We start from the raw sequence: 24,227 nt of genomic DNA, 5'->3' as shown, positions 1-24,227 counted from the left end.
CCCTCCCCCCCCTCCCCCCCCCCCCCCCCCCCCCCCCCCCCCCCCCCCCCCCCCCGGGGACGGGTTCCCTCAGTAGTACTCGCCGTGGCGGTAGTCCCAGGAGGGGTAGATCTCCGACAGGTTCTCCATGATCGCCGGGTAGTCGAGGCCACGACGGATGAGCACCGGTGCCGGGGATACGGAGCGCTCCCCCTTCTGCACGGGCACGAGCGCCCCCTCGGCGTCGACCATGGACACCATGACGCCCTGTTCGTGGCGGGTGTCCTCGTCCTTGTCGGGCTGGATGGAGGCCACGTAGTCGTCGGCGCTGACGATGAAGTCCGCTTCCTCCTCGATGCGCGTGCCGATGTTCTCGACCCGCCCCCTGTTGCCCACCCCGGAGGGGTTGGCGGAGCTGGCGAAGACGAGCCGGCGCTCGGACCACATCCGCTCGACCAGCTGCTCGGCGGGCCGGCCGAAGCGGATCACGAAGCAGCTGGTGCCGCGGGTGTCCGTGGCCAGCTCGCGGGTGGTCTCGTCGGGGAGCAGCGCGAGGGCCTCCTGGCGCCACGGCAGGATGCAGCCGAGCAGCACGTCCTGCTCCCAGTGCTTCTCGTAGAAGGCCAGGACCTCCTCGTTCAGCTCGGCCAGCTCCTTGAGCTGTTCCAGATCGGCGCACAGCACGACACCGGGCTTGTTCCGGTTGCGCCGCTTGGCGTCGAACTTCCGCTCCAGACCGCGGCCGTCCGCGGTCATCAGGATGTATCCGACCTTGGTCGCACAGACGACCAGGCCGCCCGGCGCGGACAGGGCCTCCAGGGCCTCGGGTACGGGTTCTCCCTGCCAGGGGCCCCGCGGGGTGTTGCTCGGCATCGGAATGTCGCTCCGCTCTTGTGGAACCCGTACGGATGCACGGGGATGTGGGTGTCGCAGGTGCCGCCGGGAGGCGGCCGGGGGGCTACGCGGACTGCTCGGCGGTCCGGGCGAGGCCGGTGATCGTGCCGCGGGCCAGGGAGTTCACCGTCAGGTGGAAGCCGACGAGGGCGGCCGGGGTCCGTTCGTCGACCGGCAGCTCGGCCACGCCGAGGGCGTGGACCGCGAAGATGTACCGGTGCTCGCGGTCTCCCGGCGGCGGGGCGGCGCCCGCGAAGCCGAGGGAGCCGAGGTCGTTGAGCAGCTCCCGTCCGGCTCCGGGCTCCCCGCCTGCCGGCAGGCCGTGCACGTGCGCCGGGATGTCGGCCAGGACCCAGTGCCAGACGCCGCCCGGTGTGGGGGCGTCCGGGTCGAAGCAGGTCACCGCGTAGGAGGCGGTTCCCTCCGGGCCCGGCTCCCAGGTGAGGGCCGGGCTGACGTTCCCGCCCGAGGCCAGCTGGGCCTCGGACAGCCGGCCGCCGTGCCGGACGTCGTCGGAGACGACCTTCAGCTCGGGCAGCTCCGGGAGGAAGTCGTAGGGGTGGGGCGGGGTCGCACGGGTCAGCACGGGTGTGCTCCTTCGTCGTCGGTGCGCCGGCCGCACCGAGCGGGCGGGGGGCCGGCGGAGATGGATGACAGGGTGGGAAGCAGGACTCGTCGAGATGCCGTCGGGCGCGGAACCGGGCGGTGCCGCAGCCGGAGGCGGAATTGACGCACTGTCACTTCACGGGGACGGGCGGGGCGTCCGCCCGGGCGGGCGTACGGTCTTCCGGCCCGCCGTCCGGATTCGTCGCGGCCGGCCTGCGGGCCACCAGCCGGGCCGCGACCGCCTGGCCGGCCAGCACCAGCACGGCGCACCCCGCCACGGCCTCCGCGGCGCTGCCGCCGGAGCCGAGCCACAGGCCCGCGCCGATCAGCAGGGCCGCCTGGACGATGCCCTGGCGCCGCTCCAGGCCGCGGGTCACCCGCTGGCGCTCCGCGTCGGACAGGCCGGCCATGGCCGGTCCGAGGAAGCCCATCGTGGTGGGCCGGACGGTGCCGCCGGCCAGGCCCAGCAGCGCGGTGCCGCCGGCCGTGGCGAGGAGGCCGCCGGGGACGAGGAGGAGCAGGCCGAGCACCATGGCCCCGCTGCTGAGCCAGAAGAGGGTGGTCGCCGAGTACCGGCGCTGCCAGGCCAGGGACAGGCGTACGGACATCAGCCCGCACAGGGTGTAGAGGCCCAGCACCGCGCCGAACATGGTCACGGAGAGCCGCTCCCCGAAGAACAGCAGCAGCGGCAGCAGGAAGGTGTAGGCGGTCAGCAGCACGGCACGGGACACGGAGTAGTACGAGGCCCAGAGCCGTACCTGCCAGGGCAGCACCCGGCCCTGACCGGTCGCCGCCGCACCGCCGGTGCCCGGCTGCGCCGTCTGCGGGCGCAGCCCGCTCCGGCCGCCCGGCAGGACGAAGAGCGCGGCGACGGCGCAGCCCAGCGCCGACAGCAGGAAGGGGGCCCGGTCGTACTGGGCGTAGGCCACCGCTCCGAGGACGCCCGCGGCGAAGGAGATGAGGAACATGCCCGCCTGGGTCCGTGCCTCCCGGGTGCGGAAGCGCTCGCCGGAGAGCAGGGTCGAGGCGAGGGCCGCGTCCGTCCCGGCCGTCAGACAGAACCCCAGGCCGGCGAGCAGCTGGGAGACGACCGCGACCCCGGTGGAGACCGGCGCCAGCAGGACCAGCAGGCCCGCGAGTTTGACGGCCTCTCCCGCCACCAGGCAGCCCGCCAGCGACAGCCGCCGCCGGAGGGGGGCCACCACGTGGTCCCCCAGGGCCGCGGTGACTCCGTAGAGGGCGAGCAGGGCCGCCGTGGCCAGCGGGCCGAAGCCCTGCTGGGTGAGGAAGACGACGACGACCGGCAGGTGGAAGTAGGCGCGGGAGACGATGCGGTAGGCCTGTACCCGTGCGGCGTACCGGGCCTGCTCCTTCACGTCGTTCACCGCTCCAGGCCCGGCAGGTACGGGGCGATCTCCGCGGCCGCCAGGTCGCCCTGGCGCACGATGGCGGGCGTGTCCAGCAGGCTGAGGATGGTGCTGCTGCGGGTGAACTTCGAGGGGGCGGCCGCGCGGACGATGAGGTCGCAGTGTTCGCCGATGTGCTCGTAGGCGATGTCGAAGGTGACGAGGCCCTCGTCCATGGTGCCGCTGATGTTCGCCGAGGTGGCGGCGATCGCCAGCCCGCTGTAGAGCGACAGCTGGTTCAGCGTGCGGCTGACGTTGTGGACCACGGACACGGTGTCCTTGCCGGAGGTGACCCAGTCCGGTACGAGTTCCCGCTTGCGCATGATGAGGTTCAGCGGCCCCGGCCAGAACCGCTCCACCAGCGCCTCGACGTCCACGCCCGCCGGCCGGCGGGCCCAGCGCACCCAGTCCGAGGGGCTGGAGACGAACAGGGTCAGCGGTTTGCTGCCGTCGCGGCGCTTCATGTCGTACAGGCGCTCGCAGGACCGCTCCAGGAACGGGTTGCAGAAGATCCCGTAGTTGGTGTCGGTCTGGGCGGCCACCACCGCCCCGGCCCGCAGGGCGTCGGCGGCCCGGCGGATTCCGTCGCCGTCGGTCTCGTCGATGATCTCGGCGCTCATGCGACCTCCACCCCCGAGTCCTCGAAGACGTCCTCGACCTGTCCGTTGGTGCGCGGCATCCAGAAGGGCCGGGACGCCTCGTGGAGGCCGATGGCCTCCTCGGCCTCGGCGGCGAGGTCGATGAGGTCCAGTCCGCGCGTGAGCCGGTAGCGGGCCCCCTCGTCGAGGAAGAACGGCTCCGCCACCACGCCCGCGGCCTCGCAGGTGACCGTGGCCCGCAGCAGGTCGACCGTCACCTCGGCCGTGGCGTCCGCCGTGACCGCGGCCAGGATCTTCCCGGTGGCGGACGCGTCGAGGGTGACGGGCACCAGGCCCACGTTGGGCAGGTTGTTGCGGAAGATGTCGGCGAAGCTCGGCGCGATCACCGCCTTGAAGCCGTAGTCCCGCAGGGCCCAGGGCGCGTGCTCCCGCGAGGAGCCGCAGCCGAAGTTGGGGCCGGAGACCAGGACGGTGGCCCCCGCGCGCTCGGGGCGGTTCAGGACGAACTCCGGGTCGCGGCGCCACTTCTGGAACAGGCCGTCCTCAAAGCCGGTCCGTTCGACCCGCTTCATCCACACGGCCGGAATGATCTGGTCCGTATCTACGTCGGAGGCGTCCAGCGGGACGCCCCGCCCACGTATTACCTCTACTTTTTCCATTTTTGATCCTTAGTCAGAAAAATATCCCCGGCAGGGCGGGCGGTGGCGGTCCGGGACCTTCAGGAGATCTCCGCGCTGCCGGCCAGGCGCCCGAGCAGGGCGGTCGCCGCAGCCGTCTCGGGGGACACCAGGTGGGTACGGGCTCCGGGCCCCTGCCGCCCCTCGAAGTTCCGGTTCGAGGTGGAGGCGGAGTGGGTGCCGGTCGGCACCCGGTCACCGTTGACGGCGATGCACATCGAGCAGCCCGGATTGCGCCACTCGAAGCCGGCTTCCGTGAAGACGCGGTCCAGGCCCTCGGCCTCGGCCTGGCGCTTGATCTGTTCCGAGCCGGGCACGACGAGGGCGGTCACCTCGGCGGCCACCTTGCGCCCCTCGACCACCGCGGCGGCCGCCCGCAGGTCCTCCATGCGCCCGTTGGTGCAGGAGCCGATGAAGACGGTGCCGATGGGGATGTCGGCCAGGCGCTGTCCCGCCGTGAGCCCCATGTAGTCGAGGGCGCGCCGGCCGGCCTCGCGGGAGACCGGGTCGGCCATGGCCTCGGGGTCCGGGACCCGTCCGTCGACCGCGACCGCCTGACCGGGGTTGATCCCCCAGGTGACCATCGCGCGCAGCCCGTCCACGTCGACCACGACCTCCCGGTCGAACTCGGCGTCCGGGGCACTGCGGTACGCGGCCCAGGCCTCCTTGGCCCTCTCCCAGTCCTCGCCCCGGGGGGCCCGGTCACGCCCCTCCAGGTAGGCGAAGGTCGTCTCGTCCGGGGCGATCATTCCGCTGCGGGCGCCGGCCTCGATGGCCATGTTGCACAGCGTCATCCGGCCTTCCATGCTCATGCGGTCGATGACGTCGCCCTGGAACTCGATGAGGTGACCGGTGCCGCCGTCGGTGCCGATGGCCCGGATCACCGCCAGGGCGATGTCCTTGGCGGTGGCTTCGGCCGCGGGCGTCCCCTCGATGAGGACGCGCATGCTCTTCGGCTTGGCGATGCGCAGCGTCTGGGTGGCCAGCACGTGCTCGACCTGGCTGGTGCCGATGCCGAAGGCCACCGCGCCGAACGCGCCGTGGGTGGCGGTGTGGCTGTCTCCGCAGACGATCAGCATGCCGGGCAGGGTGAGGCCCATCTGCGGGCCGATGACGTGCACGATGCCCTGGCCGAGGCTGTTCATGGGGTGGAGCTCCACCCCGAACTCCCTGCTGTTGCGGATCTGGAGCGCCAGCTGGCGGCGGCCGATGGAGTCGCTGAGCGGTACCCGCCGGCTCCGCGTCGGGACGTCGTGGTCCGCGGTGGCGACGGTCAGGTCCGGGCGGCGCACCTTCCGGCCCGCCTCCCGGAGCCCTTCGAAGGCCTGGGGGGAGGTCAGTTCGTGCAGCAGGTGCATGTCGACGTAGACGAGCTCACCGCCGGTCCCGTCGATGGTGTGCTCCGCCCAGATCCGCTCCAGCAGGGTGTTCCTGGCCACGGCACCTCATTTCATATTGTGGACTGCGTGATTACATTTTGAGACAGTAGCAAGTGACACATGCGCAACTCGGCTGCCTTTCAAAGGCTGAGACATGTAATGACGAGCGAATTCCCAAGCTGTAGATAGCCGTTGAAACTCCCCGCCGTCCACCCCGTGAGGACGACACCGTCGAGTTCGGCCGTGAGGCCCGCTGACGACAACTCTGGTCCGGGCGGACGGCCGCCGGCAACCAAAACCAATGGCATCAGGCTGCGTTGGCAACCCCATGCCACCGCGGAACGTCCGAATGCTGCCGGGGCAGGACGCTGCCGCCCGCAGCTCTGGTTTCCACCGGTTCTCCGCAGCAGACTCGACGGCGGCCAGGACGACATCACGGCGAATGCCGGAGGCGCTGCGCCGAAATGTCTTCTCCAGCCGTCGGTTTTACGCCCGGATGGAAACAGGAGGATTTACGCATGAAGGTATTCAGCAACACGTTCGCCGCGGCCGGCCACGACGCTCCGACGGCGGACCGCAACCCGCACGTGGCCTGGTCGGACGTGCCCGAGGGGACCCGCTCGCTCGTACTGGCCGCCGTCGACGTGGGCATCCCGGCCGGGTTCGACGGCCTGGACCGGACAGGACCGGCCGCGCCGGCCGACATGCCCCGCCAGGAGTTCGACCACTGGGTGCTCGTCGACATCGATCCCGGACTCGGCGAGATCGCCGAGGGTGCGCTGGGCGCCGACGGCCACCGCGGCTTCTTCGCCGGGGACCCGGCGAGGGCCGGCACCCGCTCCGGCCCCGGCGGCCCGTACCCGCCGCGGAACGACGGGCTGGCGCACCGCCGCGTGTTCCTCCTCTACGCGACGGACCTGGACCGCGTCCCCCTGGGCGGCACCTTCACCGCCGCCGACGTCCTGGAGGCGATCGACGGCCACGTCCTGGACGAGGCGTCGTTCACCGGGCACTACTCCCTCGACCCGTCGCTCGCCTGAAGCCGGCCGGACAGGGCAGCGGATGTACCTGGTGAACGCCCGGCTCGCCGCCGGGGTGGACCCGCTCTCCCGCACCAGGCTGCGGGAGCTGGTGCTGGAGGCGGCCGACGCGGCCGACGGCCTGGAGCACGTGTACGTACAGACGGACCCGGCGGGGGCGGACGTCACGCTCTTCCTGCTCGCCACGAGCCTCGCCGCGGCGGAGGGGTCCGCCCTGCGCATCCACACCTCGCTGCTGACCAGCCGCCCGGAACTGCGCGGCTGGCTGCTGACCCGCTGCGGCGCCGACCTGGTCGCCCCGCTCGCGGGGCCCGCCCTGCTGGGCGACGCCGGCCCGGATGGCAAGGCCTTGCCAGGGCAGGACCCTGACAGCTCAGAGCGCTGACACGGGAACTCCCTGTGACGGATGCTTGGTGTCACGGGGGAAGACCGGCAGAGCGCCGGAACTTCCAGAATTCATATGCGAGAACGTCGAAGAACTCACGTCATCACACAGGGGGAATTGCTCTCATGAACACCATTCGCCGTACGGCCGGTCTCCTCTTCGTCGCCCTCGGCCTCACTCTCGGCTCCGCCGCCTGGGCCGGCAGCGGTTCCACGTCCGCGAATTCCACGGTGGCCGCGCCGACCGTCGCGACCGTCGATGACGCGACCTGGGGCTGATTCTCCGCCCCTCCCCTCTTCCGAACCACACGGACAATTCAGGAGCGGCTCGTGAGCCAGCCTTCCTGAGCCGCACGGAGTCCGGCCTGAAAACGGCTGACGGCGCCGAGGCGGGTGGAGAGTTCGGCGGTGATCCGCCGGCAGGTGCGAACCGAGACGCCCAGTTTGCGGGCCACCACTTCGTCCGTGTGCCCTTCTCCCAGCAGACGCAGGACCTCGCGCTCCTGGCCGGTCAGACCGTCGTCCGATTTCTCCGGCCGTTCCCCCCACGGGGTGGCGATGTCCCAGATGTATTCGAAGAGTGCGTACAGGGCGGCGGTCGCTCCGCTGCCCCGCAGGAGCATCGCGCCGCTGTTGACCTCTTCGGGATCCAGCGGCACGAGAGCCAGCTCGCGGTCGACGATCATCATGCGGATCGGCAGCGCCGGGCGGGTACGGACTTCGCAGCCGAGGTCCGCGAGCCACCGGATGTGGGCGGAGGTGGCGGTGTTGTTCTGCATGCTGGCCAGGTAGACGGTCCGCATCCGGACTCCCCGCCCCAGGAGTTCCTTGTTGACCGGCCGGCTGGCCTTGATCCCTTCCGGGCTGATGGAACCGCTGGGGACGAGACTGACGAGCTCGTGCCGGGCGGACCGGGTGAGGGACTCGATCTTGGCCCGGACCTCGTCGAGCCCGATCAGCTGCTCCGTTCCGCCGCTTCGCTGCGAGGAGCGCAGTTCCCCGTAGTCCTGGACCATGCGCGCCACGGCGTTGCGGCTGGCCTGCAGCTCCCGCTGACGTTCGAAGATCTCCGCCTCGCGGGCTTCGATCATCGCCGCGAAGGCCACCTCCGGATTGACCGCGCGGGCCGCTCCCCGCACGTCGGAGGACGGTCTCAGCAGCGAGAGCCGGGCCAATGCGTCCATGGCGGTGCGGACCCGCTCCTCCGGCCAGCCCAGCCGCTCGGTGAGCTGCTTCACCTCGGCCTGCGGGTACTCGAACATCGCCCGATACACGGCAAGTGCGTCCATGTCCAGGCCAAGAGACTCCAGCATCGACTCCCCCATCTCCTGACGCCCCCGCCCTCTGCCGGGGCAGCCGGCGTGATCGCGATCCGGTCGGGGGCCGTTCCTGCCGTCGGGTCCTGTTCCTGTTCTGCGCGGTGCGCGGCGGGATGGCCGCCAGGCGGGAGCACAGGGCCGTGGGGTTCTACGGCATCGCGGGTCGGAGCGACCGCTGCGGGTGGGCCGCGGGATACCGGCGGCTCTCGGGAAGGCGGACGGCGGCGAACGCGCGGCCCCGAGCGAGGTGATCGCGGGACCGGCGCGTGGAAGACGGGAGGCGGGCCGACGATTGGCCGGCCGGGCCACCCGTGTGGGGCACTGCCCCGAGAGCGGCGTCAGAAGATGGCGTCCGCCGTGTGGTGATCCCCGTCGAAGGCACTCACACGTCCATCTCCCCGTACCGATCCTGCTGAACGTACCCGGCACAGGGCAGCGCGCACCACGCACGCCGGCCCCGGCCGCACCTCAGCCCCCGCCGATTCAACAGATTGTCAATCTACACGAGCCTGCTCAACACCGCTGGCACGGCCGCGATTCGATACGACCGGCCGGAATCCCGCGTGGTCAGCCGGTGATGGGGATCTTTCCGTCCGGGGCCGTGGGCCCGGTGGCGGCTGCCGGCTTGGGGGCGGTGAGGGTCTTGAGGAGCTGTGCGAGGTCGACGCCGGTCGTGGCGCCGAGGAGTTCCATGCCCTGGGCGACGTTGTCGGCGACCGTGCGGGGCAGCCTGCCCGCGCCGTCGGTGGAGATGACGGTCATCTTGTCGATGGCGCCCAGCGGTTCGGCGGCCTTGGCGACCACCTGCGGGAGCGCCTCCACGAGCATCTGGATCACCGCGGCCTCGCCGTAGCCCTCAAAGGCGTCCGCCTTCTTCTGCATCGCCTCGGCCTCCGCCGCGCCCTTGGCCGCGATGGCGGCCGCTTCGGCGTCGCCCTCCATCCGGACGGCGTCGGCGATCGCCGAGCGGCGGGCGCGCTCGGCCTCACCGCGCCTGGCGCCCTCGATCGCCTCGGCCTCCGCGAGGGCGGAGCGGCGCTGCTTCTCGCCCTCACCGGTCAGCCGGGCCCGCTCGGCCTCCGCCTGGGCGGCGGCGATGGCGGCCAGGCGTTCGGCCTCGGCCTGCTTCACCCGGGCGACCCTCTGGGCCTCGGCCTCCTGCTCGGCCTGGTAGCGGCGGGCGTCGGCGGGCTTGCGGATCTCCGTGTCCAGCTGGCGGTCGGTCAGCGCGGCCTGCCGCTGCGCGACCTTCTCCTGCTCGGCGAGGATCTGCTGCTGCCGGTCGGCCTCGGCCAGCGGGCCGGCGGCGTTCGCCTGGGCCGTGGCGGCGTCGGTCTCGGCCTTGATCTCGGCCTGCCGCAGGTAGAGGGTGCGCTGCGCGACCGCGATCTCCTCCTCGGCCTTCAGCCGGGCCTGCTCGGCGGCCTGGCGGGCATTGGCCTCGGCGATGTCCGCCTCCCGCTTGGCGCTGGCGGCTTCCGGGCGGCCGAGGTCCTCCAGGTAGGAGCCCTCGGTGGTGATGTCCTGGATCTGGAAGGCGTCCAGGACCAGGCCCTGGCCGGACAGACTGGCCTCGGCCTCCTCCGCGACCTGCCCGGCGAACGCGGCCCGGTCGCGGATGATGTCCTCCACCGACATCCGGCCGACGATGGCGCGCAGCGCGCCGGAGAGCACCTCCTGCGTGAAGCCGACGATGCCGTCCTGCTGCTGGAGGAAGCGCTGCGCGGCGGCGCGGATGGCGTCCTCGTTGCCGCCGACCTTGACGATCGCGACTCCTTCGAGGTTGGCCTTGATGCCGCGCAGGGTCACCGCCCCGCGGACCGCGATCGGGATGTGCCGGCTGGACAGGTCGAGGGTGTAGCGCTGCTGGACGAACGGGACGACGAACACCCCGCCGCCGACCACGACCTTCTGGCCGCTGTTGTCGGTGAAGACCTGCCCGGTCGCCGGATCGGTGGACTTCTTGCCGCGCCGGCCCGTGATGATGAACGCCTCGCTGGGGCCGGCGACCTTGTAACGGGTGACGACGGCCAGGGCGAGCAGGACGAGGAGTACGACCACTCCGACGACCGCGATGACGACTGGACTCATGAGGTATCCCCCTCCCTGCCCGCGCTCAGGGGGCAGTTCGGTGATCGATGACGGATGAAGGGTCCACGGAGCGGACGCTGACCGAGGTGGACGACGGCACCGCCGTCACCCACACCTCCGCGCCCAGGGGCACCGGGCCGTCGGCCGTGGCCGCGCACTTGACCGGCTGGCCGCCCAGCCGCAGCAGGACTTCGCCGTAGCCGGCGGCCGGGATGGGGGTGACCACGTACCCGGCCGAGCCGACGAGCTCGGCCCGGCGCGGCGCGGCGGCGCTCGCGTCCCGGGCGAGGGACCGGCCGAACCGGTACGTCAGCCAGCCCGCGCCGGTTCCGGTGACGCCCCCGCAGACTGCTGCCGCTCCCGGTCCGAGACCCGTGGTCCCGAGCACGATCGCCCCCGTGAAACCGAGCATCGAGACGAAGCCCGCGATCACCGGGAGCGACAGCCAGCCGTCGAACGGTCCGTCCAGGGCGCCGCCGAAGACACCTTCGAGCACCCCGTCGAACACCAGCGCGCACACCAGCAGGACGATCCCCCCGCTGCCGAGACCCAGAAAAAGGCTCATGCGCACCTCCCCGCCGAACGCGCGTTTCCGCTGGACAACGGGATCGTGCCAAGGGGAGCGGGTGGCGCACACTGCCAGCCGTCGGCAGTCTTTACGCGCCTTTGACGCACGGGGGACGCGCGCGCCCGCTCACACCTCGGCGTCGGGCCAGCCCAGCAGCCGTGCGCCGATCGCCGCGGTCTGGAGCGTGTACCGGTGCCGCGGGTCCATCGGGTCCGCACCGCAGAGCGCGTGGACGCGCTCCAGCCGGTAGGTCAGGGCCCGTACGCTCAGCGAGAGCCGGCGGGCCGTCTCGGTGGCCACGCACCCGCTGTCGAAGTACGCGATCAGCGTGTCCAGCAGCGTCCGGGGTCCGCCGCGGGCCTTGCGCAGCGGCCCCAGGGCGCTCTCCACCAGATCGGCCATGGCCTGCCGGTCGCGGGTGAGGACGGGGTAGACGAGCAGGTCGGCCGCGTGCAGCACCGGCCCTTCCAGGCCCATCCGCTCGGCGAGGTCGAGGGCGTTGAGCGCCTCCTCGTACGAGTGCACGACCCCGCCGGGGCCCGGATGGGAGCGGCCGATCGCGGCTCGGCCGCCGTCGGTGGCGGCGTGCGCCTGCTCGGCGAAGAAGGCGAGGACATCGGGCTGGTCGCCCGGGGCCACGCAGACGAGCCGGCCGTCCTTGGTGGCGAGCAGGATCAGCCGGTTCCCGAACCGGCCGAGCACCGCCTCCTCAATGCGGCGGGCCACGGCGTAGCCGTCACCGTAGGGCTCCGGGCCGACGGCCACCCCCACCGCGTGCGCCTGGGACAGCCGCAGTCCGTACCGCTCCGCCCGCTCGGCCAGCCGGCCCAGTCCGCCCCGCCCGTACAGCAGGTCATCGATGAACTCGCGGCGCGCGGCCTCCTCCTGCCGTACGGCCTGGCGCTGGGCCCGCTCGTAGCCCTCGACGAACGCGTCCACCGCCTGCTCCACGGCGGCCAGCAGCGGGCCGGCCCGCAACGCCGGCGCGGCGCCCCGGGCCGTGGCCAGGTGGTCCCGTATCAGGCCCCGCAGCGGCAGCCCCGCGTCCGCGGCCCGCTCCCCCTCCGCCCGGCGGGCTTCCACCTCGGCCCGGGTGAGCCGGCGCCCGGTGGCACTCGCGTCCCGCAGGACGTCGGTGTACCCCGCCAGACGGCTCTCCGCAGCTTCCCGGTCCGCCATGCCACTCCCCCGATACCCAAATCAGCCCATACGCGCTCTTTACGAGAGAACAGGGTGACACGTCCGGGCGGAGCGCGCCGGGGGCCGGATCACCAGGAAAGGCCGGACATCACCAACGGGGCCGTGGCACGCAGGAACTCCCACTGTCGCAGCCACGGTTCGGCGGCGGTGGCGCGCGTCCACGCGTCCGCCGCCGCGGATTCGGCGTCCCGCGGGCTTTTCGCGTGCAGATAGATACCGACGACCGGGTGCGGCCGGGCGTCGGCATGCACGGCGATGTGCTCAATTCCCGGGATTCCCGCCACCGAAGCGACTATCACCGCCGCGGCGTGACCGGGGAGCCGATCGCCATGGGCGTGGCGCCCGAGATGCACGTGCACGAGATACATGGCCACCCGATTCCATTGACCCATTTTGACCGATTTTTTGACTGATTCTTTAGATAATCGGGTTACCCTGCTGAGACCATTCCGCCCGCGTCGGCGTAATGGCGTGTGCAAGGAGAGAAGAACCCGATGTTGACGCGACTGGGACTGAGCGCCACGACCGAGGCCGTGTACCGCGGCCTGCTGCAGCACCCGCAGGACGGCGTACTGGACCTGGCCGACCGGTTGGGCCTGGCCGAGGCGGAGGCCCGCTCGGCGTTGGACCAACTCAGCGAACTGGCGCTGGTGCGTTCCTCGGCCGATGACTCCGGTCAGCTACGCGCCGTCAGCCCCCGCCTCGGCATGGAAGTCCTGCTGGCCCGTCAACAGGCAGACCTGGTCGCCCAGCAGCAGCGCGTCGAAGCCGCCCGCGCCGCGGCCGCCGAACTGATCGCGGAATACAGCCAGGGCGGGGCCCATTCCGGGGCGGGAATCGAGTATCTCCGGGGCATCGAATCCATCCGCGAGCACCTCGAACTGCTCAACGGCCAGGTCCGCAGGGAATTCCTGACCTTCGCGCCGGGCGGGCCCCAGACCCCCGAGAACATGCGGGCCTCCCGCCCCCTGAACGAAAGGCTGCTGGGCCGCGGGGTGCGGATGCGCACGATCTACCTGGACAGCATCCGCCGGGACGGGCCGACGCTGGAACACGCCATGTGGCTGGAGGAGTTGGGCGCCCAGGTCCGGACGGTGCCGACCCTGCCCAACCGTGTGATCATCTACGACCGGGAAATCGCGCTGATCGCCGCGGACAGCCACGACACGGCCGCGGGCGCGGTCGTCGTGCACAGCCCCGGAATGATCGCCCTGCTGTGCGCGCTGTTCGACACGCTGTGGCAGTCGGCCGAGCCGCTGAGCGCCTCCCTGCCGCGGAGTCCGCAGGAACTGTCCAAGCAGGAGATGGAGACGCTGCGGCTGATGGCCCAGGGCCGTACCGACGAGTCCATAGCCAAAAGCCTCGGAGTCTCCACCCGCACGGTGCGGCGCACCGTGACGAGTCTGCTGGCCCGGCTGGAGGCGCGCAGCCGCCTGCAGGCCGGCGTCCATGCCGTGCAGCGCGGCTACCTGCCGCGCCTCCCCGACTGACCCGGCGGGCGTCCGCCTCACCGGGGCACCCAGGACGCGAAGGTACGCAGCCCGTACAGCAGCGGTGACGTGCGGCCCGACTGCTCGACGTTCGCCACCCGGCCGATCACCAGGACGTGATCGCCCACCTCATGGGTGCCGGCGAGCGTGCACTCGGCCATCGCGAACGCGTCGTCGTCAAGCCACGGAAGCCCGAGCGCGGGTGAGTCACGCCATGCGACCTCCCCGAAGCGGTCTGCCCCGGGCGACGAGAAGACCCGGGCGGACCGCTCCCTCCCGTCACGGAGCAGGTTGACGGCGAAGTGTCCGCGCTCGCGGATCGCCGCCAGGACGGGACTGTGGCTCTTGATTGAGACGAGCAGGGTCGGCGGGGTCAGGGTGACGCTGATGAGCGAGGAGCAGGTGAGTCCCCGTGGACCGTGTTCCGGCGAGCGGGTCGTGACGACGGCGACGCCGGAAGGGAAGCCGCTCATGAACTCCGTGAAGTCCTGGGGCGCGGCGGCCGCGGGGCCGGCCGCTCCCGGCGGCGCGACGGTGAGCAGTTCGGTCATCTTGAACCAGCCTTCTGCAAATTTCCGGACGGGTTTCATGAGGGTTTTCCGCCGGGCGGCGGATTCGAATTCGACGGCCGGGGAGCCCGGATCTTCAGCGGAAGACCGTGCGATCATGAGCCATGACCTGGGCGACGTCGAATGATCCGGACGAATTCGAGACAGCTGTCGGCGAATATCCGGCGGCGGATCCGGCCGAGTGCACGTACCTGACGGGCATGGTGGCGTCATCACGGCGGCCGGGGCGGGCAGCAGGGTTCGGCTGGTGGCGCGCCGGGACCGGCGCCGCCGTCGAGGGTGCCTTCACCTGGGTACCCGGCCGACGGCTGGCGGTCGGCCCGATGCCGGAGGCCGCCGCGCGGGAACTGGCCCTGCTGTGGCGGGAGAACGGCCCCCCGGCGCCCCTGGTCGTCGGCCCCGACGAGGCGGTCGGGCCGCTGGTGCATGCCTGGCGGGAGCTGGGGGGTGGCTGGCGGCCGGCACGGCGGGAGCGGCTGTTCGAGCTGGCGGCCCTGACCGCGGTGGCACCGCGGCCACCGGGGCGGGCCCGGCTCGCCGGAGAGCCGGATGCGCCCCTGGTGGCCCGCTGGTTCGGTGAGTACACCCGCGAGGTGGGTGAACCGGCGGGCGGGGACCTGTTCGAGATGGCCCGGCGGCGCATCGAGGAGGGACAGATCACCGTCTGGGAGACCGACGGAGAGGTGGTCTCGCTGGCCGGACGTTCCGCCGTGGTGGCGGGACAGGCCCGGGTGGCGCCCGTGTACACGCCGGCCGGGCTGCGCGGGCACGGGTATGCGGCGGCCGTGACCTTCGCCGTCACGGAGGACGCCCGGGCGGCGGGCGCCGGGCAGGTCATCCTGTTCACCGACGCGGACAATCCCACCAGCAACGCGCTGTACCAGCGGCTGGGTTTCCGCCCGCGCTCCGGATTCACGGCCGGCGCCCTGGAAGGCTGACGTCATCTCAGGACCACACCGGCGCCGGGACTTCGGCTTCCCGGTGCTCCTGGGGCGCGGCGTGGCGGAAGACCCGGCCGGTGACCGCGCAGACCACGAAGACCGCGGCGGCGGCCAGCCAGCCGACCGTGCCCAGCCGGACGACGACGAAGGACGCGAACAGCGGGCCGATGACGCGCTCGGCCGTGGCGCTGAGGCTGTAGACGGCGAGGAAGCGGGGGCGTGTGGCGGCCGGGGCGAGCTCGACCGAGAACCACCAGCCCGCTGCGGTGAACCGGGCTTCGCCCACGGACAGCAGGATGACGCCGACGACCAGGGCCGCGGAGGTCGCCCAGGCGGTGGTGAGGCCGCCGATCAGGAAGGCCGTGGCGCCGGCGGCCAGGATGCAGCCCGACTGGACCAGGGCCCGGCCGGCGGTGGCCGCATCGGTGAGGCCGCGGGAGAGCCGGGGCTGCAGGATCACGGTCACGACCGTGTTGATCAGGAAGAGCACGCCGACCATGCCGACCGCGACATCGGCCCGCTCGGACACCCACAGGGGCAGGGCGACGGTCATCAGCGCGTCGGACAACAGGAAGAACGCCGAAATCCCGGTGAAGGCCAGGTAGGCCGGACCGGGCCAGCGGCGAGTGAAGAGCTCCACGCCCTTTCTGGGGGCCTCGGGCCGCTCCGGCGAGGGGATCCTGACGAGGAGTGCCGCGGCCACCAGGAACGACACCCCGTCCAGGAGCATCACCAGCGGATAGCCGAGGGACGGGCTCAGCGAGATCGCGACGGCGACGATCAGGGATCCCAGCCCGATGCCCACGTTGCCGGCCGAATGTCGCCAGGCCATGATCTCGACGCGTTGTTCCGTGGGCAGCACCGCGGCGAGCAGGGCCTGCGAGGCGGGGTTGGCCAGCCGGTCCGCGATGGTCAGGACCAGCGTCAGCGCGATGTAGGGGGCGGCCGAGTCGACCAGGAGGTAGGCGGAGTAGCCGACCGCTCGGAAGACGTGCAGGAAGACCAGTGTCCGCTTCACCCCGAAGCGCTCCAGCAGGAGGCTGGCCGGGACGGTGGTGAACAGGGTGAGCAGGGCGCAGGCGGACAGGGTGACGCCCACGGTGTCGGTGGGGATGTCCAGGTGGTTGCTGAAGTACAGGACGGACCCGGACATGAACGCCCCGGTTCCGGTGGCGTTGACCAGAGCGGTGATCAGGAGTGCCCGGACGGTCGGGGACGTGTTGAGGATGGCGGGCTTGCGCATGGTGGGTCCGTGTTCCGCTGCCGGGCCGGGTGAGGGGCCGGGTCAGGCCGTCAGTTCAGCGAGAGGAAGGCGAAGTAGGTCGAGACGGTGGCTATGGAGAACGCGGTGAGCGTCACGGGGAAGAGGTAGGTGAAGGCCAGGTGCATGGCCACGCCGACGGCGACGGCGTAGGGCCAGGCCGGCGGGTACAGCAGCGCGAAGGGCAACGCGGCCTCGATCACGACGACGGCCGCCATCGGGACGCGCAGGACCGCGTCGCCGGGCCGGACCGCACCGACCCACCGGCGGACCGGCGCGGGATACCAGCCGTCGAAGTGGTGGCGCCGGGGCAGTTCCGAGAAGGTGTGCTCTAGGACCGCCCAGACGGCGGTCCCCGAAAGGAACGTCGGGTTCAGTTTCCGATAGGCGCTGCCGATGTAGAGGGCGCTCACCGTCAGCAGTACGGCGCTCTGGCAGAACCGGGAGCCGGACGACCCGTCGATGACGTCCCAGCCGGCCCGCGTCCCGCCGTCGGCGACCGCAGCAGCGGCGTCCCAGAGCGGGGGTAGGGCGGGGGCGAAGACGAAGCAGGCGGACAGCAGCGCGAAGAAGTTCACGTGGAACTTGAAGTAGACGAAGCCCTCGAACGCGAAGCACACCGCGAGCCCGGCCGCCGCGGCTCCGGGGGCGACGCCGAGGAGCAGGAGTACCGCGCACACCGCCCGGACGTACAGGAAGAGGCGGTAGTGCGCCGCGGTGGGCAACCGGTCGCGGTGCTTGAGGAAGCGGACGCGCAGCCGGAAGTAGAGGTAGGTGGTGGGCTGGTAGTAGCCGCGGTACTCGCGCCCCGATTCGACGAGCACCTTGATCAGGCAGGCCAGAGCGAATCCGGTGCGGGCCAGCCAGATGCCGCCGGTGGGCCCGCTGCCCACGAGGTGGGCCGTGATGCTGTCAGTCGACCACATGGGAGTCCTCGACGGTCAGGGTGAAGGTGCTCGTCTCGTCGCGGACGTCGATGGTTCCGCGCAGGTCGGTCATCTTGTGCACCCGGGCCAGGTAGAGCAGGAAGAAGCGGGACTCCTGATGGCTCATCGAGATCTGCGTGTGCGGCAGGAAGTCCCAGACGTTCAGGGGCGCGCCGCCGTGGCCGTCGCGCCGCACCGAGAACTTCGAGATCTTGGACCCGGCGAACATGTGCCAGGTGGCGAATCCCGGCTTCTTGCGTACGGAACGCCAGAGCAGGAACAGGAAGTAGGCCGCGAGGGCCGCCAGGGCTGTGTTCGCCATGGTCCGGAGATCCAATACCTTCGTGTGCGGGAACCGGGGTCAGGCGCCGTCGGCTGCCCGCAGGGCGGGCAGGGCCCGTGCGTAGGCCGCTTCGAGCGGATGGTCGGCGAAGAGGGCGGCGATGCGCTGGGCGGGGGCGAGTCCGGTGGGCCAGTACTCCAGCGACCTGCGGTAGCACTCGAAGGCCTCCTCCCGGTCCCCGAGCTTCTCCCAGCAGCGGCCCGCGCCGAACCAGGCGACCCGGCCGAGCGGCACCTGCTGCCGCGCGGCGTTCAGATAGGCCGTCAGTGCCCCGCGCAGGTCGCCGGCCTGCTTGCGGCCGTCGGCGACCTGGAGCCAGGCCTTGCTGTCGAGCGGGTCGACGACGGAGGTGATCTCCTCCATCAGCTGCCGGCCGAGGGAGGTGTTGCCCAGCGCGGCCTCGGTGCGCGCGGCCGATTCCAGGGCCGGGAACAGGTTCTCCCGGGCCAGGGTGCGGGTGCGGGCGTCGTGGCCGGTCAGGTCGCGGGCCAGGCCCAGCCAGCGGTCGAGGTCGGCGCGCAGCTGGTCCCGGCGGTTGTTGAGGAACGGCTCGAAGGCCGCCGCGCGGTAGAACCGGCTGGTCATCAGCGTCTGCTCGAAGCCGTCCACCTCGGGCAGACGCGTGTACCGCTCCAGTGCCTCCAGTCCCCTTCCGTGCCACATGGCCAGGGCGGGCAACTGCTTGGACTGGGCGCTGGTGACGATGGCGACGATGCACAGCGACAACCGGGTCCGGGCGTAGCGGGGATCGTCGCCGAGTCCGGCGAAGACCTGCTCGATCTCGCCTTGGTGGTCGTGGCCGCGGCCGAGGTGGATGACGTGGCTGAGGAAGAGGCGCATGCTGTGTGCGTACGCGTACTCGGGGCCGGTCAACTCGGGTACGGCGGTGAGGATGTCGTGGGCCTTCTCCTGGAAGCCGAGGCAGGACACCACCCGGGCGAGGCGTGCCAGGACGAGCGGGTCGTCGGGCAGGTCGGCCAGTGCCCGGGCGAGCTGCTGCTTGGCCGGATCCCCCGGCAGCCGGAGCCAGGACTCGAAGCCGGCCTGGTCCCGGGCAGCGGTGACACCGTCACGGATGGCGGCGCGCGTCAGCTCGACGCGGAAGTTGTTCACCATGGACCGCTGCAGGTACAGGCTGGAGAACCAGGGCTCGGCCTTGTCGAGGTGGGCGTCCCACGCCAGCCGGGGGCCGTCGGTGAACAGGGGGGCGGGCACCGGCGCCGACCGCATGGTCAGGTACGGGGCGAAGCGCTGCTCGAAGGAGGAGGGGCCCGCCTCGAGCTCCTCGGCCTGCGCGTCGAGTGCGACGGCGTCGACGGGGACCCGTGACAGCACCCGGGTGCGGCTGCCGTCCAGGAGGTAGCGCCGGCGGTTGCCGGTGTCGTTGCGGTCGTGCCACCCGGCCAGGTCCTCGTCGCAGCCGGTGGCCGTCTCCGGCCCGGCCAGGCGCGAGACCGCCATGCGGGAGAACGACCGCTCGGCCAGCCCGTAGCGGGCGGCCTTGCGGTACTCCCCGATGGCCTCGGCGGTGTGGCCCAGACGTTCCAGGGCTATGCCATGCAGCAGGCGTCCCCGGGCGCAGTGCGGATCCAGCAGCTCCGTCTCCTTCGACCAGTCGCCGGCCGCCCGGTACTCCCGCTCGCGCAGCGATTCCACGGTCACCGCGTCGAGTACCCGGCGCGCGGCCTCGTCCAGGACGAACTGCGTCCCAGGGTCCGCGAGGCGCCGCGCCTGGGCGAGCCGGTCGAGCTGGTCCCGGACCAGTGCGTGGACCGCCGCGAACTCTCCGCGGCCGCGGTGCCAGGGGATCAGGGTGCGCAGGATGCGCGCGTCGGCGGCGGCGCCCAGGGCCCGGGAGCCCTGCCGGATGCCGTCGGCCAGTTCCCGCGCGGCGTCCCGGTACGTGGTGACGTGCTCAGCGTCGCCGACGCGCGTCACGGCCGCCGACAGTGAGAGCAGTGCCCCGTTCAGCCTCAGCAGCGGCGAGCCCGCCCTGCCGGCCTGCCGGCCGCTCGGGCCGGAAGCAGGCCGGGAGGTGCGGACGCCGATCAGGTGGCGGAGGTAGTCGGCCCACCGCGATGCCTCCGGGTCGTCCCGGCCGATCCGGTCGCACCGGTCGGCGGCCGCCTCGTACAGCCCCATCAGCAGCAGCAGGCGCACCGCCCAGACCTGCTCGCCCGGGTCGTCGGCCACGGCCGCGAAGCGCGCCGCGGCCGGGGCGCTCCAAGTGCCGGCGATCGCCTCCAGGTCCGGGTCGGCGAAGCCGGCCCGGCGCAGAGCCTGCCGGTACTGCGCCGGCGGGTACATCCTGGACCAGCCGTACGGGTCACCGCTGCTTGCCCAGTGGGAGACCGCGCGCGCGATGAGGGGTGCCTCGGGCTGTTCGCCCTGAGGACCGTGGATGACTGCCCGCAGGGCGATCTCGGCAGGATCTGTCGAGGAAATCATTTCAAGAACTCTCCGCCTTACGGCGGCGCCTCCTTTCCCGTGGGGAAAAGGAGGCGCCGCCATGTCGAGCAAGGATCAGTCGAGGAAGACCGTGGCGACCACGCCCGAGCCCTCGAGGTCCGAGTAGACATCCTCGTTGTTCTGTACGTCGTTCTGTACGTCAGCCATCTTGGCCTCCATTGAAATAGCGGTGGTGAATCCCGTTCCCGAACGGGAACGGGTCGGTCTCGCATGCCCCCGGAGAGGATGTGGCGCGGTCCGCCTTTACTGCCAGCCCGAGTCTTCGTAGTGCTGGCCGACCACGGGAGCCGGGCTCTGCCAGCCGGAATCCGCGATCTGCACGATGGTCTCCGACGCCGAATTCCCGGTGGCCTGCGCAATGGCTGCCGAGCCGACCGCCAGAGCGGCTGTGAAAACGGCGGCCATCGACAGGGCCTTCATGCGTCGCGTCATCGTGCTTCCCCTCCGTAAGGCTTCGCGATGCCCAAATTCTTGCCGGGCCGGAAGACCGGATGAAGAGGGGAAGGGGAGGGCAACGTGGCCATGTCCTACAGCGGACACGCAGGGACCGGCAGGGGTGGCCGCCCGCCGGCTCAGGGCGTCGTGCGGGTCACGGCGCCGTGCGGGTCACCGGGATCCACAGCTGCGCTTCGGACAGCGTCCCGGGCTCCTGGGGGCGGGCGCGGAGGATCTCCGGCCCCGGGCGGTACTCGTACGGGTTCGACGGCATCCACTGGGCGGCCACGTCGGCCCACAGCTGCTGCAGCGCCTCCGGGAACGGCCCGGTGTTCTCGAACACGGCCCAGGTGCCCGCCGGGCAGTCCAGTACGTCGAGGTCCTCGGGCAGCTCGGCGGCCGTGGTCACCGCGGCCAGGTAGAAGTCGAGCTCGGCGCCCTCCTCGAAGCCGTCCGAGAGGCGTACGGTCGCCGACACCACCCCCTGCGGTTCCTGGTCCGAGAGGCTCGCGATCCGCCGGGCCGTCTCGGGCGGGATGCCCTGGACGTGCTCGGCGATGTGCGGGTTGACCCCCTGGTGGATCAGCGGGACGCGGGCCTTCCGGCCGACGACCCTGAATGCTTCCTTCTCCACGATGCGGTAGCGCATGGTGCTGTTCCCTTCGACGGTGAGGCGGAAGGAGAGCCGGGGCTGCGATCTCAGAGCGGCGCCGGTGCGCCTGGCCTCGCCGGGACCGACACCGTGCACCGCCCGGAACGCCCGGGCGAACGCCTCGCCCGAGGCGTAGCCGTAGCGGACCGCGATCTCCAGCAGGGCCGGTCCGCCGGCGAGCACTTCGGCCCCGGCGACGGTGAGCCGCCGGCGCCGGACGTACTCCGACAGCGGCATCCCCGCCAGCGACGAGAACATCCGCCGGAAGTGGTACTCCGACGTGACCGTGATCCGGGCCAGCTCGGACACGTCGAGGTGCCGGTCGAGGTGGTCCTCGACGTACTCCATGGCCTGGTTCAGCCGATCCAGCATTCCCGGGCTCCTTCCCTTTCGCCCACCACGCTAGGCAGGGCCAAGCCTGCCTCACCCGACATTCCGTGCCCGCTCCGGTCGGGTACGCCGGCCGGACGGCCGCGCCGGCCGTACCCGTACGCTGAACCGGCCAGCATGCAGGCCGACTTGACGGAGGACACCATGACGACCGCGCCGCCGCGTGAACGCGACGAGAGGCTCCGGGACACGCGCAAGCGGTTCGAGGAGGACGTCGACCTGTGGCTCGCGTCCTCGGGTGCGCCGGGCGGCGCGCACCTGGTGCCGCTGTCGTTCCTGTGGGACGGCACGGCGTTCCTCGTGTCGACCCCCCGCGCCTCGGTGACCGGCCGCAACCTGCTGGCCGACGGCCGGGTGCGGCTCAGCCTCGGGCCGACCCGGGACGTCGTCATGGTCGAGGGCACCGCCGAGGCGGTGGACCTCGCCGGGCTGCCCCCGGGGACCGGGGAGCTGTTCTCGGCCAAGACCGGCTTCGACCCTCGCGACCTCGACGCCTACCAGTACTTCCTCGTCCGGCCGCACCGCATCCAGGCCTGGCGCGAGGCCAACGAGCTGCGCGGGCGCGACCTCATGCGCGACGGCCGCTGGCTGGAGGAGACCGCGTGACCTCCTGGACGGAGCACGTCGTCGTCCGCGAGGGCGTCCGGATCTCCTGCCGCGACTGGGGCGACCCCGACGGACCGGACGGCCCGGGGCCGGCCGTCGTGCTGTTGCACGGGCTGGCCGGGCACGCGGGCGAATGGGACGCCGTGGCACGGGAGCTGAGCCTCCGTCACCGGGTCGTGGCCGTGGACCAGCGCGGCCACGGCGCCGCCGAGCGGCGCCCTGGGGACGTGTCCCGGGCCGCGTACGTCGCGGACACCGTCGCCGTGTGCGAGCGGCTCGGCCTGCGGCGGCCCGTCCTGGTCGGCCAGTCGCTGGGCGGCCACACCGCCATGCTCGCCGCCGCCGCGCACCCCGGGCTCTTCCGCGCGCTCGTCCTGGTGGAGGCCGGGCCGGGCGGGCCCAGCCCGGACGTGCCGGCGGAGATCGGGGGGTGGCTCGACTCCTGGCCCACGCCGTTCCCGTCGCGGCAAGCCGCCGTCGGGTTCCTCGGCGGCGGCCCGGTCGGCGAGGGCTGGGCGGCCGGCCTGGAGGAACGCGACGGCGGCTGGTGGCCGCGCTTCGAGCGCGACGTGATGGTCGGGTCGCTCGCGGAGAACGCCCGGCGGGCCTTCTGGGACGAATGGGCGCAGGTGTCCTGCCCGACCCTGGCCGTGGTCGCCCAGTCCGGCTTCATCGCGCCCGAAGAGATCGACGGGATGCTGCGGCTGCGGCCGCAGACGGTGGCGCTGAGCGTCCCGGGGACGGGGCACGACGTCCACCTGGAACGGCCGGAGGTCCTGCTGGACGCGCTCCGGGAATTCCTGGGGGACGTTCAGCCCTGAGGCGGGTTCTCCCGGGGCTGGTCGGTCCCCAGCTGCTCGTTGATCTTCTGCTGGGCCATGTCGACCTGGCTCTGGTACTTGTTGCCGGTCTTCGCGTCGAAGGCGTCGCCCGCCTTCTCGACCCCCTGCCGGACCGTGTCCTCGTGGCCCTTCAGCAGGCCCTTGAGCTTGTCGAGCATCGACATGGGTTCCTCCTCGCGGATGCCGGCCGGCCCTGAGCACGACCGGCACCACCAGCATCCGCGCCTTCGCCGGGAGCCGCACCCCGGAGGGGCGTCAGGGCAGGTCGGGGCCGGCGAGCTCGCACACCGTCCCGACGAAGGCGCGTACGCGGGCGCTCTCGCCGGCCGTCGGCCAGAAGAAGCCGTAGTCGACGGTCGGGGCGTCGCTGAAGGGGATCCACGCCACGTCGGGCCGCGCGTAGTAGCCCTCCGCGGCCGCGGAGGCGGGCGAGACCCCCTTGCCCCGGCCGATCAGGCTCAGCAGCTCCGTCCAGTACGTGACGGCGGGCGCGTGCGGGACCGTCCGGCCCTGCGGGGTGTGCCGGGGGTAGTGGTGGTCCAGCCAGTGCCGCGGTACGGCCTCCCCGGAGACGGCGAGGAGCTGCGCCTCGGCGAGATCCTCCACGGACACGGACGCACGCCGCGCGAAGGGGTGGCCGGCCGGGACCATCAGTACGCGGGGTTCGCGCCGCAGCAGCGGGCCGACCGTGAAATCGGGCTCTTCCACGGGGAGTTCGCTGACCTGGAGGTGGACCCGGCCGGCGCGCATCGGCCCGAACGGGTCGGAGAGCTGCACCTCGTGGATCTCGACCTCGCAGTCGGGGTAGCGGGAGCGGAACGCGTCGCCGCCCCTGAGGAGCATCTCGGCGACCATGGGGCTGGAGTACCCGACGCGGAGCACGCCCGTGAAGCCCCGGCCCGCGGCCGTGGCGCGGTCGACGGCCCGCCGCAGCTGCTCCTGGACGGGCAGCAGGTCGTCGCGCAGCCGGCGGCCCACCGGGGTCAGGGCGACGCGCCGGCTGGTCCGTTCGAACAGGGCGGTGCCGATGCGTCGTTCCAGCTTCTTGATGGTCTGGCTGACCCGGCCCTGGGCCAGGCCGAGCCGCTCGGAGGTGCGCCTGAAGTGCAACTCCTCGGCCAGCGTGAGGAATGCCTCGATCTCGTGTCGTTCCACCGCCCG

Annotated in this window: 27 protein-coding genes; 7 read left to right on the top strand and 20 right to left on the bottom strand. The window is 72.1% G+C overall.

Annotated elements, in window-relative coordinates; genetic code table 11:
- Window positions 1-69: 69 nt before the first annotated feature.
- From AC07A6_RS13395 to leuC, 6 genes are all read right to left on the bottom strand, one after another.
- Entirely contained in the window at window positions 70-852 is a 783-nt protein-coding gene (locus tag AC07A6_RS13395) for an L-threonylcarbamoyladenylate synthase (protein ID WP_478777176.1), read from the bottom strand.
- Window positions 853-937: 85 nt separating this feature from the next.
- Window positions 938-1,456, bottom strand: coding sequence for a YbhB/YbcL family Raf kinase inhibitor-like protein (locus AC07A6_RS13390; protein ID WP_362467053.1), 519 nt, complete (start codon window positions 1,454-1,456; stop codon window positions 938-940).
- Window positions 1,457-1,610: 154 nt separating this feature from the next.
- A complete protein-coding gene (locus AC07A6_RS13385; protein ID WP_362467006.1) occupies window positions 1,611-2,864 on the bottom strand; it encodes a hypothetical protein in 1,254 nt (417 codons plus the stop codon).
- Complete coding sequence (locus AC07A6_RS13380; protein ID WP_362467007.1) at window positions 2,861-3,505, bottom strand: L-threonylcarbamoyladenylate synthase; 645 nt, start codon at window positions 3,503-3,505, stop codon at window positions 2,861-2,863. Before AC07A6_RS13380 ends, AC07A6_RS13385 begins: the two co-directional genes overlap by 4 nt.
- Window positions 3,502-4,143 (bottom strand): 3-isopropylmalate dehydratase small subunit, encoded by a 642-nt coding sequence (gene leuD / locus AC07A6_RS13375; RefSeq protein WP_478777175.1) that lies wholly within the window; start codon window positions 4,141-4,143, stop codon window positions 3,502-3,504. The genes AC07A6_RS13380 and leuD overlap by 4 nt, the downstream gene beginning before the upstream one ends.
- Before the next feature lie 59 nt (window positions 4,144-4,202).
- Complete coding sequence (leuC, locus tag AC07A6_RS13370; protein ID WP_478777174.1) at window positions 4,203-5,600, bottom strand: 3-isopropylmalate dehydratase large subunit; 1,398 nt, start codon at window positions 5,598-5,600, stop codon at window positions 4,203-4,205.
- A 458-nt stretch (window positions 5,601-6,058) separates the two neighbouring features.
- Here leuC and AC07A6_RS13365 point away from each other — a divergent pair, with 458 nt between their 5' ends.
- The 3 genes from AC07A6_RS13365 to AC07A6_RS13355 all read left to right on the top strand — a co-directional run bounded on the left by AC07A6_RS13365 (window position 6,059) and on the right by AC07A6_RS13355 (window position 7,243).
- Window positions 6,059-6,580 (top strand): YbhB/YbcL family Raf kinase inhibitor-like protein, encoded by a 522-nt coding sequence (locus tag AC07A6_RS13365; protein WP_478777173.1) that lies wholly within the window; start codon window positions 6,059-6,061, stop codon window positions 6,578-6,580.
- Between the two features lie 22 nt (window positions 6,581-6,602).
- Window positions 6,603-6,965, top strand: coding sequence for a hypothetical protein (locus AC07A6_RS13360; protein ID WP_362467011.1), 363 nt, complete (start codon window positions 6,603-6,605; stop codon window positions 6,963-6,965).
- Between the two features lie 125 nt (window positions 6,966-7,090).
- Window positions 7,091-7,243 carry a hypothetical protein gene (locus AC07A6_RS13355; protein ID WP_362467012.1) on the top strand — a complete coding sequence of 51 codons (153 nt, stop codon included), beginning with the start codon at window positions 7,091-7,093 and terminating at the stop codon, window positions 7,241-7,243.
- A gap of 38 nt (window positions 7,244-7,281) precedes the next feature.
- Here AC07A6_RS13355 and AC07A6_RS13350 read toward each other — a convergent pair whose 3' ends face one another.
- The 5 genes from AC07A6_RS13350 to AC07A6_RS13330 form a co-directional block, all read right to left on the bottom strand.
- Complete coding sequence (locus AC07A6_RS13350; protein WP_362467013.1) at window positions 7,282-8,277, bottom strand: helix-turn-helix transcriptional regulator; 996 nt, start codon at window positions 8,275-8,277, stop codon at window positions 7,282-7,284.
- Window positions 8,278-8,850: 573 nt separating this feature from the next.
- Window positions 8,851-10,374: a flotillin family protein gene (locus AC07A6_RS13345; protein WP_478777172.1), complete on the bottom strand. Its 1,524-nt coding sequence runs from the start codon at window positions 10,372-10,374 to the stop codon at window positions 8,851-8,853.
- 25 nt (window positions 10,375-10,399) lie between these two features.
- Window positions 10,400-10,939 (bottom strand): hypothetical protein, encoded by a 540-nt coding sequence (locus tag AC07A6_RS13340; RefSeq protein ID WP_362467015.1) that lies wholly within the window; start codon window positions 10,937-10,939, stop codon window positions 10,400-10,402.
- Window positions 10,940-11,068: 129 nt separating this feature from the next.
- Window positions 11,069-12,121 (bottom strand): PucR family transcriptional regulator, encoded by a 1,053-nt coding sequence (locus AC07A6_RS13335; protein ID WP_478777171.1) that lies wholly within the window; start codon window positions 12,119-12,121, stop codon window positions 11,069-11,071.
- 89 nt (window positions 12,122-12,210) lie between these two features.
- Entirely contained in the window at window positions 12,211-12,510 is a 300-nt protein-coding gene (locus AC07A6_RS13330; protein ID WP_478777170.1) for a hypothetical protein, read from the bottom strand.
- Window positions 12,511-12,636: 126 nt separating this feature from the next.
- On the opposite strand from AC07A6_RS13330, the gene AC07A6_RS13325 reads away from it, so the two are divergent.
- Window positions 12,637-13,632 (top strand): LuxR C-terminal-related transcriptional regulator, encoded by a 996-nt coding sequence (locus AC07A6_RS13325; RefSeq protein ID WP_478777169.1) that lies wholly within the window; start codon window positions 12,637-12,639, stop codon window positions 13,630-13,632.
- Between the two features lie 17 nt (window positions 13,633-13,649).
- Here AC07A6_RS13325 and AC07A6_RS13320 read toward each other — a convergent pair whose 3' ends face one another.
- Entirely contained in the window at window positions 13,650-14,300 is a 651-nt protein-coding gene (locus AC07A6_RS13320; RefSeq protein ID WP_478777168.1) for a flavin reductase family protein, read from the bottom strand.
- Window positions 14,301-14,305: 5 nt separating this feature from the next.
- Between AC07A6_RS13320 and AC07A6_RS13315 the strand changes: the two genes are divergently transcribed.
- Window positions 14,306-15,139 carry a GNAT family N-acetyltransferase gene (locus tag AC07A6_RS13315; protein ID WP_478777167.1) on the top strand — a complete coding sequence of 278 codons (834 nt, stop codon included), beginning with the start codon at window positions 14,306-14,308 and terminating at the stop codon, window positions 15,137-15,139.
- 7 nt (window positions 15,140-15,146) lie between these two features.
- On the opposite strand, the gene AC07A6_RS13310 is transcribed toward AC07A6_RS13315, so the two are convergent.
- From AC07A6_RS13310 to AC07A6_RS13285, 6 genes are all read right to left on the bottom strand, one after another.
- On the bottom strand, window positions 15,147-16,385 hold the full coding sequence (locus tag AC07A6_RS13310; RefSeq protein WP_478777166.1) for an MFS transporter: 1,239 nt from the start codon (window positions 16,383-16,385) through the stop codon (window positions 15,147-15,149).
- 50 nt (window positions 16,386-16,435) lie between these two features.
- Window positions 16,436-17,329: a hypothetical protein gene (locus AC07A6_RS13305; protein WP_478777165.1), complete on the bottom strand. Its 894-nt coding sequence runs from the start codon at window positions 17,327-17,329 to the stop codon at window positions 16,436-16,438.
- Window positions 17,316-17,651, bottom strand: coding sequence for a hypothetical protein (locus AC07A6_RS13300; protein WP_478777164.1), 336 nt, complete (start codon window positions 17,649-17,651; stop codon window positions 17,316-17,318). Before AC07A6_RS13300 ends, AC07A6_RS13305 begins: the two co-directional genes overlap by 14 nt.
- A gap of 39 nt (window positions 17,652-17,690) precedes the next feature.
- Entirely contained in the window at window positions 17,691-20,120 is a 2,430-nt protein-coding gene (locus tag AC07A6_RS13295; RefSeq protein WP_478777163.1) for a hypothetical protein, read from the bottom strand.
- Window positions 20,121-20,384: 264 nt separating this feature from the next.
- A complete protein-coding gene (locus tag AC07A6_RS13290) occupies window positions 20,385-20,573 on the bottom strand; it encodes a hypothetical protein (protein WP_478777162.1) in 189 nt (62 codons plus the stop codon).
- 157 nt (window positions 20,574-20,730) lie between these two features.
- Complete coding sequence (locus AC07A6_RS13285; protein WP_478777161.1) at window positions 20,731-21,600, bottom strand: AraC family transcriptional regulator; 870 nt, start codon at window positions 21,598-21,600, stop codon at window positions 20,731-20,733.
- Window positions 21,601-21,762: 162 nt separating this feature from the next.
- Between AC07A6_RS13285 and AC07A6_RS13280 the strand changes: the two genes are divergently transcribed.
- Window positions 21,763-22,224 (top strand): pyridoxamine 5'-phosphate oxidase family protein, encoded by a 462-nt coding sequence (locus tag AC07A6_RS13280; protein WP_478777160.1) that lies wholly within the window; start codon window positions 21,763-21,765, stop codon window positions 22,222-22,224.
- Complete coding sequence (locus AC07A6_RS13275) at window positions 22,221-23,045, top strand: alpha/beta fold hydrolase (RefSeq protein ID WP_478777159.1); 825 nt, start codon at window positions 22,221-22,223, stop codon at window positions 23,043-23,045. The genes AC07A6_RS13280 and AC07A6_RS13275 overlap by 4 nt, the downstream gene beginning before the upstream one ends.
- On the opposite strand, the gene AC07A6_RS13270 is transcribed toward AC07A6_RS13275, so the two are convergent.
- Window positions 23,036-23,230, bottom strand: a complete 195-nt coding sequence (locus AC07A6_RS13270) for an antitoxin (protein ID WP_362467020.1) — start codon at window positions 23,228-23,230, stop codon at window positions 23,036-23,038. The two genes, AC07A6_RS13275 and AC07A6_RS13270, sit on opposite strands and share 10 nt — an antisense overlap.
- A gap of 91 nt (window positions 23,231-23,321) precedes the next feature.
- Complete coding sequence (locus tag AC07A6_RS13265; protein WP_386271907.1) at window positions 23,322-24,221, bottom strand: LysR family transcriptional regulator; 900 nt, start codon at window positions 24,219-24,221, stop codon at window positions 23,322-23,324.
- Window positions 24,222-24,227 lie beyond the last annotated feature (6 nt).

It is taken from the genome of Streptomyces sp. NPDC044002, assembly GCF_056434525.1.
The sequence above is the reverse complement of the archived record's forward strand: the minus strand, read 5'-3'. Positions and strand labels throughout refer to the sequence as shown.

What these genes read in the sequence shown, in the direction of transcription:
- AC07A6_RS13325 (WP_478777169.1), top strand. Translation starts at nt 12,637, where the DNA reads ATGTTGACGCGACTGGGACTGAGCGCCACGACCGAGGCCGTGTACCGC.
- AC07A6_RS13320 (WP_478777168.1), bottom strand. Translation starts at nt 14,300, where the DNA reads ATGATCGCACGGTCTTCCGCTGAAGATCCGGGCTCCCCGGCCGTCGAA.
- AC07A6_RS13270 (WP_362467020.1), bottom strand. Translation starts at nt 23,230, where the DNA reads ATGTCGATGCTCGACAAGCTCAAGGGCCTGCTGAAGGGCCACGAGGAC.
- AC07A6_RS13305 (WP_478777165.1), bottom strand. Translation starts at nt 17,329, where the DNA reads ATGTGGTCGACTGACAGCATCACGGCCCACCTCGTGGGCAGCGGGCCC.
- AC07A6_RS13335 (WP_478777171.1), bottom strand. Translation starts at nt 12,121, where the DNA reads ATGGCGGACCGGGAAGCTGCGGAGAGCCGTCTGGCGGGGTACACCGAC.
- AC07A6_RS13350 (WP_362467013.1), bottom strand. Translation starts at nt 8,277, where the DNA reads ATGCTGGAGTCTCTTGGCCTGGACATGGACGCACTTGCCGTGTATCGG.
- AC07A6_RS13365 (WP_478777173.1), top strand. Translation starts at nt 6,059, where the DNA reads ATGAAGGTATTCAGCAACACGTTCGCCGCGGCCGGCCACGACGCTCCG.
- AC07A6_RS13285 (WP_478777161.1), bottom strand. Translation starts at nt 21,600, where the DNA reads ATGCTGGATCGGCTGAACCAGGCCATGGAGTACGTCGAGGACCACCTC.
- AC07A6_RS13330 (WP_478777170.1), bottom strand. Translation starts at nt 12,510, where the DNA reads ATGTATCTCGTGCACGTGCATCTCGGGCGCCACGCCCATGGCGATCGG.
- AC07A6_RS13355 (WP_362467012.1), top strand. Translation starts at nt 7,091, where the DNA reads ATGAACACCATTCGCCGTACGGCCGGTCTCCTCTTCGTCGCCCTCGGC.
- AC07A6_RS13345 (WP_478777172.1), bottom strand. Translation starts at nt 10,374, where the DNA reads ATGAGTCCAGTCGTCATCGCGGTCGTCGGAGTGGTCGTACTCCTCGTC.
- AC07A6_RS13280 (WP_478777160.1), top strand. Translation starts at nt 21,763, where the DNA reads ATGACGACCGCGCCGCCGCGTGAACGCGACGAGAGGCTCCGGGACACG.
- AC07A6_RS13340 (WP_362467015.1), bottom strand. Translation starts at nt 10,939, where the DNA reads ATGAGCCTTTTTCTGGGTCTCGGCAGCGGGGGGATCGTCCTGCTGGTG.
- AC07A6_RS13380 (WP_362467007.1), bottom strand. Translation starts at nt 3,505, where the DNA reads ATGAGCGCCGAGATCATCGACGAGACCGACGGCGACGGAATCCGCCGG.
- AC07A6_RS13395 (WP_478777176.1), bottom strand. Translation starts at nt 852, where the DNA reads ATGCCGAGCAACACCCCGCGGGGCCCCTGGCAGGGAGAACCCGTACCC.
- AC07A6_RS13290 (WP_478777162.1), bottom strand. Translation starts at nt 20,573, where the DNA reads ATGACGCGACGCATGAAGGCCCTGTCGATGGCCGCCGTTTTCACAGCC.
- AC07A6_RS13300 (WP_478777164.1), bottom strand. Translation starts at nt 17,651, where the DNA reads ATGGCGAACACAGCCCTGGCGGCCCTCGCGGCCTACTTCCTGTTCCTG.
- AC07A6_RS13360 (WP_362467011.1), top strand. Translation starts at nt 6,603, where the DNA reads ATGTACCTGGTGAACGCCCGGCTCGCCGCCGGGGTGGACCCGCTCTCC.
- AC07A6_RS13295 (WP_478777163.1), bottom strand. Translation starts at nt 20,120, where the DNA reads ATGATTTCCTCGACAGATCCTGCCGAGATCGCCCTGCGGGCAGTCATC.
- AC07A6_RS13315 (WP_478777167.1), top strand. Translation starts at nt 14,306, where the DNA reads ATGACCTGGGCGACGTCGAATGATCCGGACGAATTCGAGACAGCTGTC.
- AC07A6_RS13310 (WP_478777166.1), bottom strand. Translation starts at nt 16,385, where the DNA reads ATGCGCAAGCCCGCCATCCTCAACACGTCCCCGACCGTCCGGGCACTC.
- leuD (WP_478777175.1), bottom strand. Translation starts at nt 4,143, where the DNA reads ATGGAAAAAGTAGAGGTAATACGTGGGCGGGGCGTCCCGCTGGACGCC.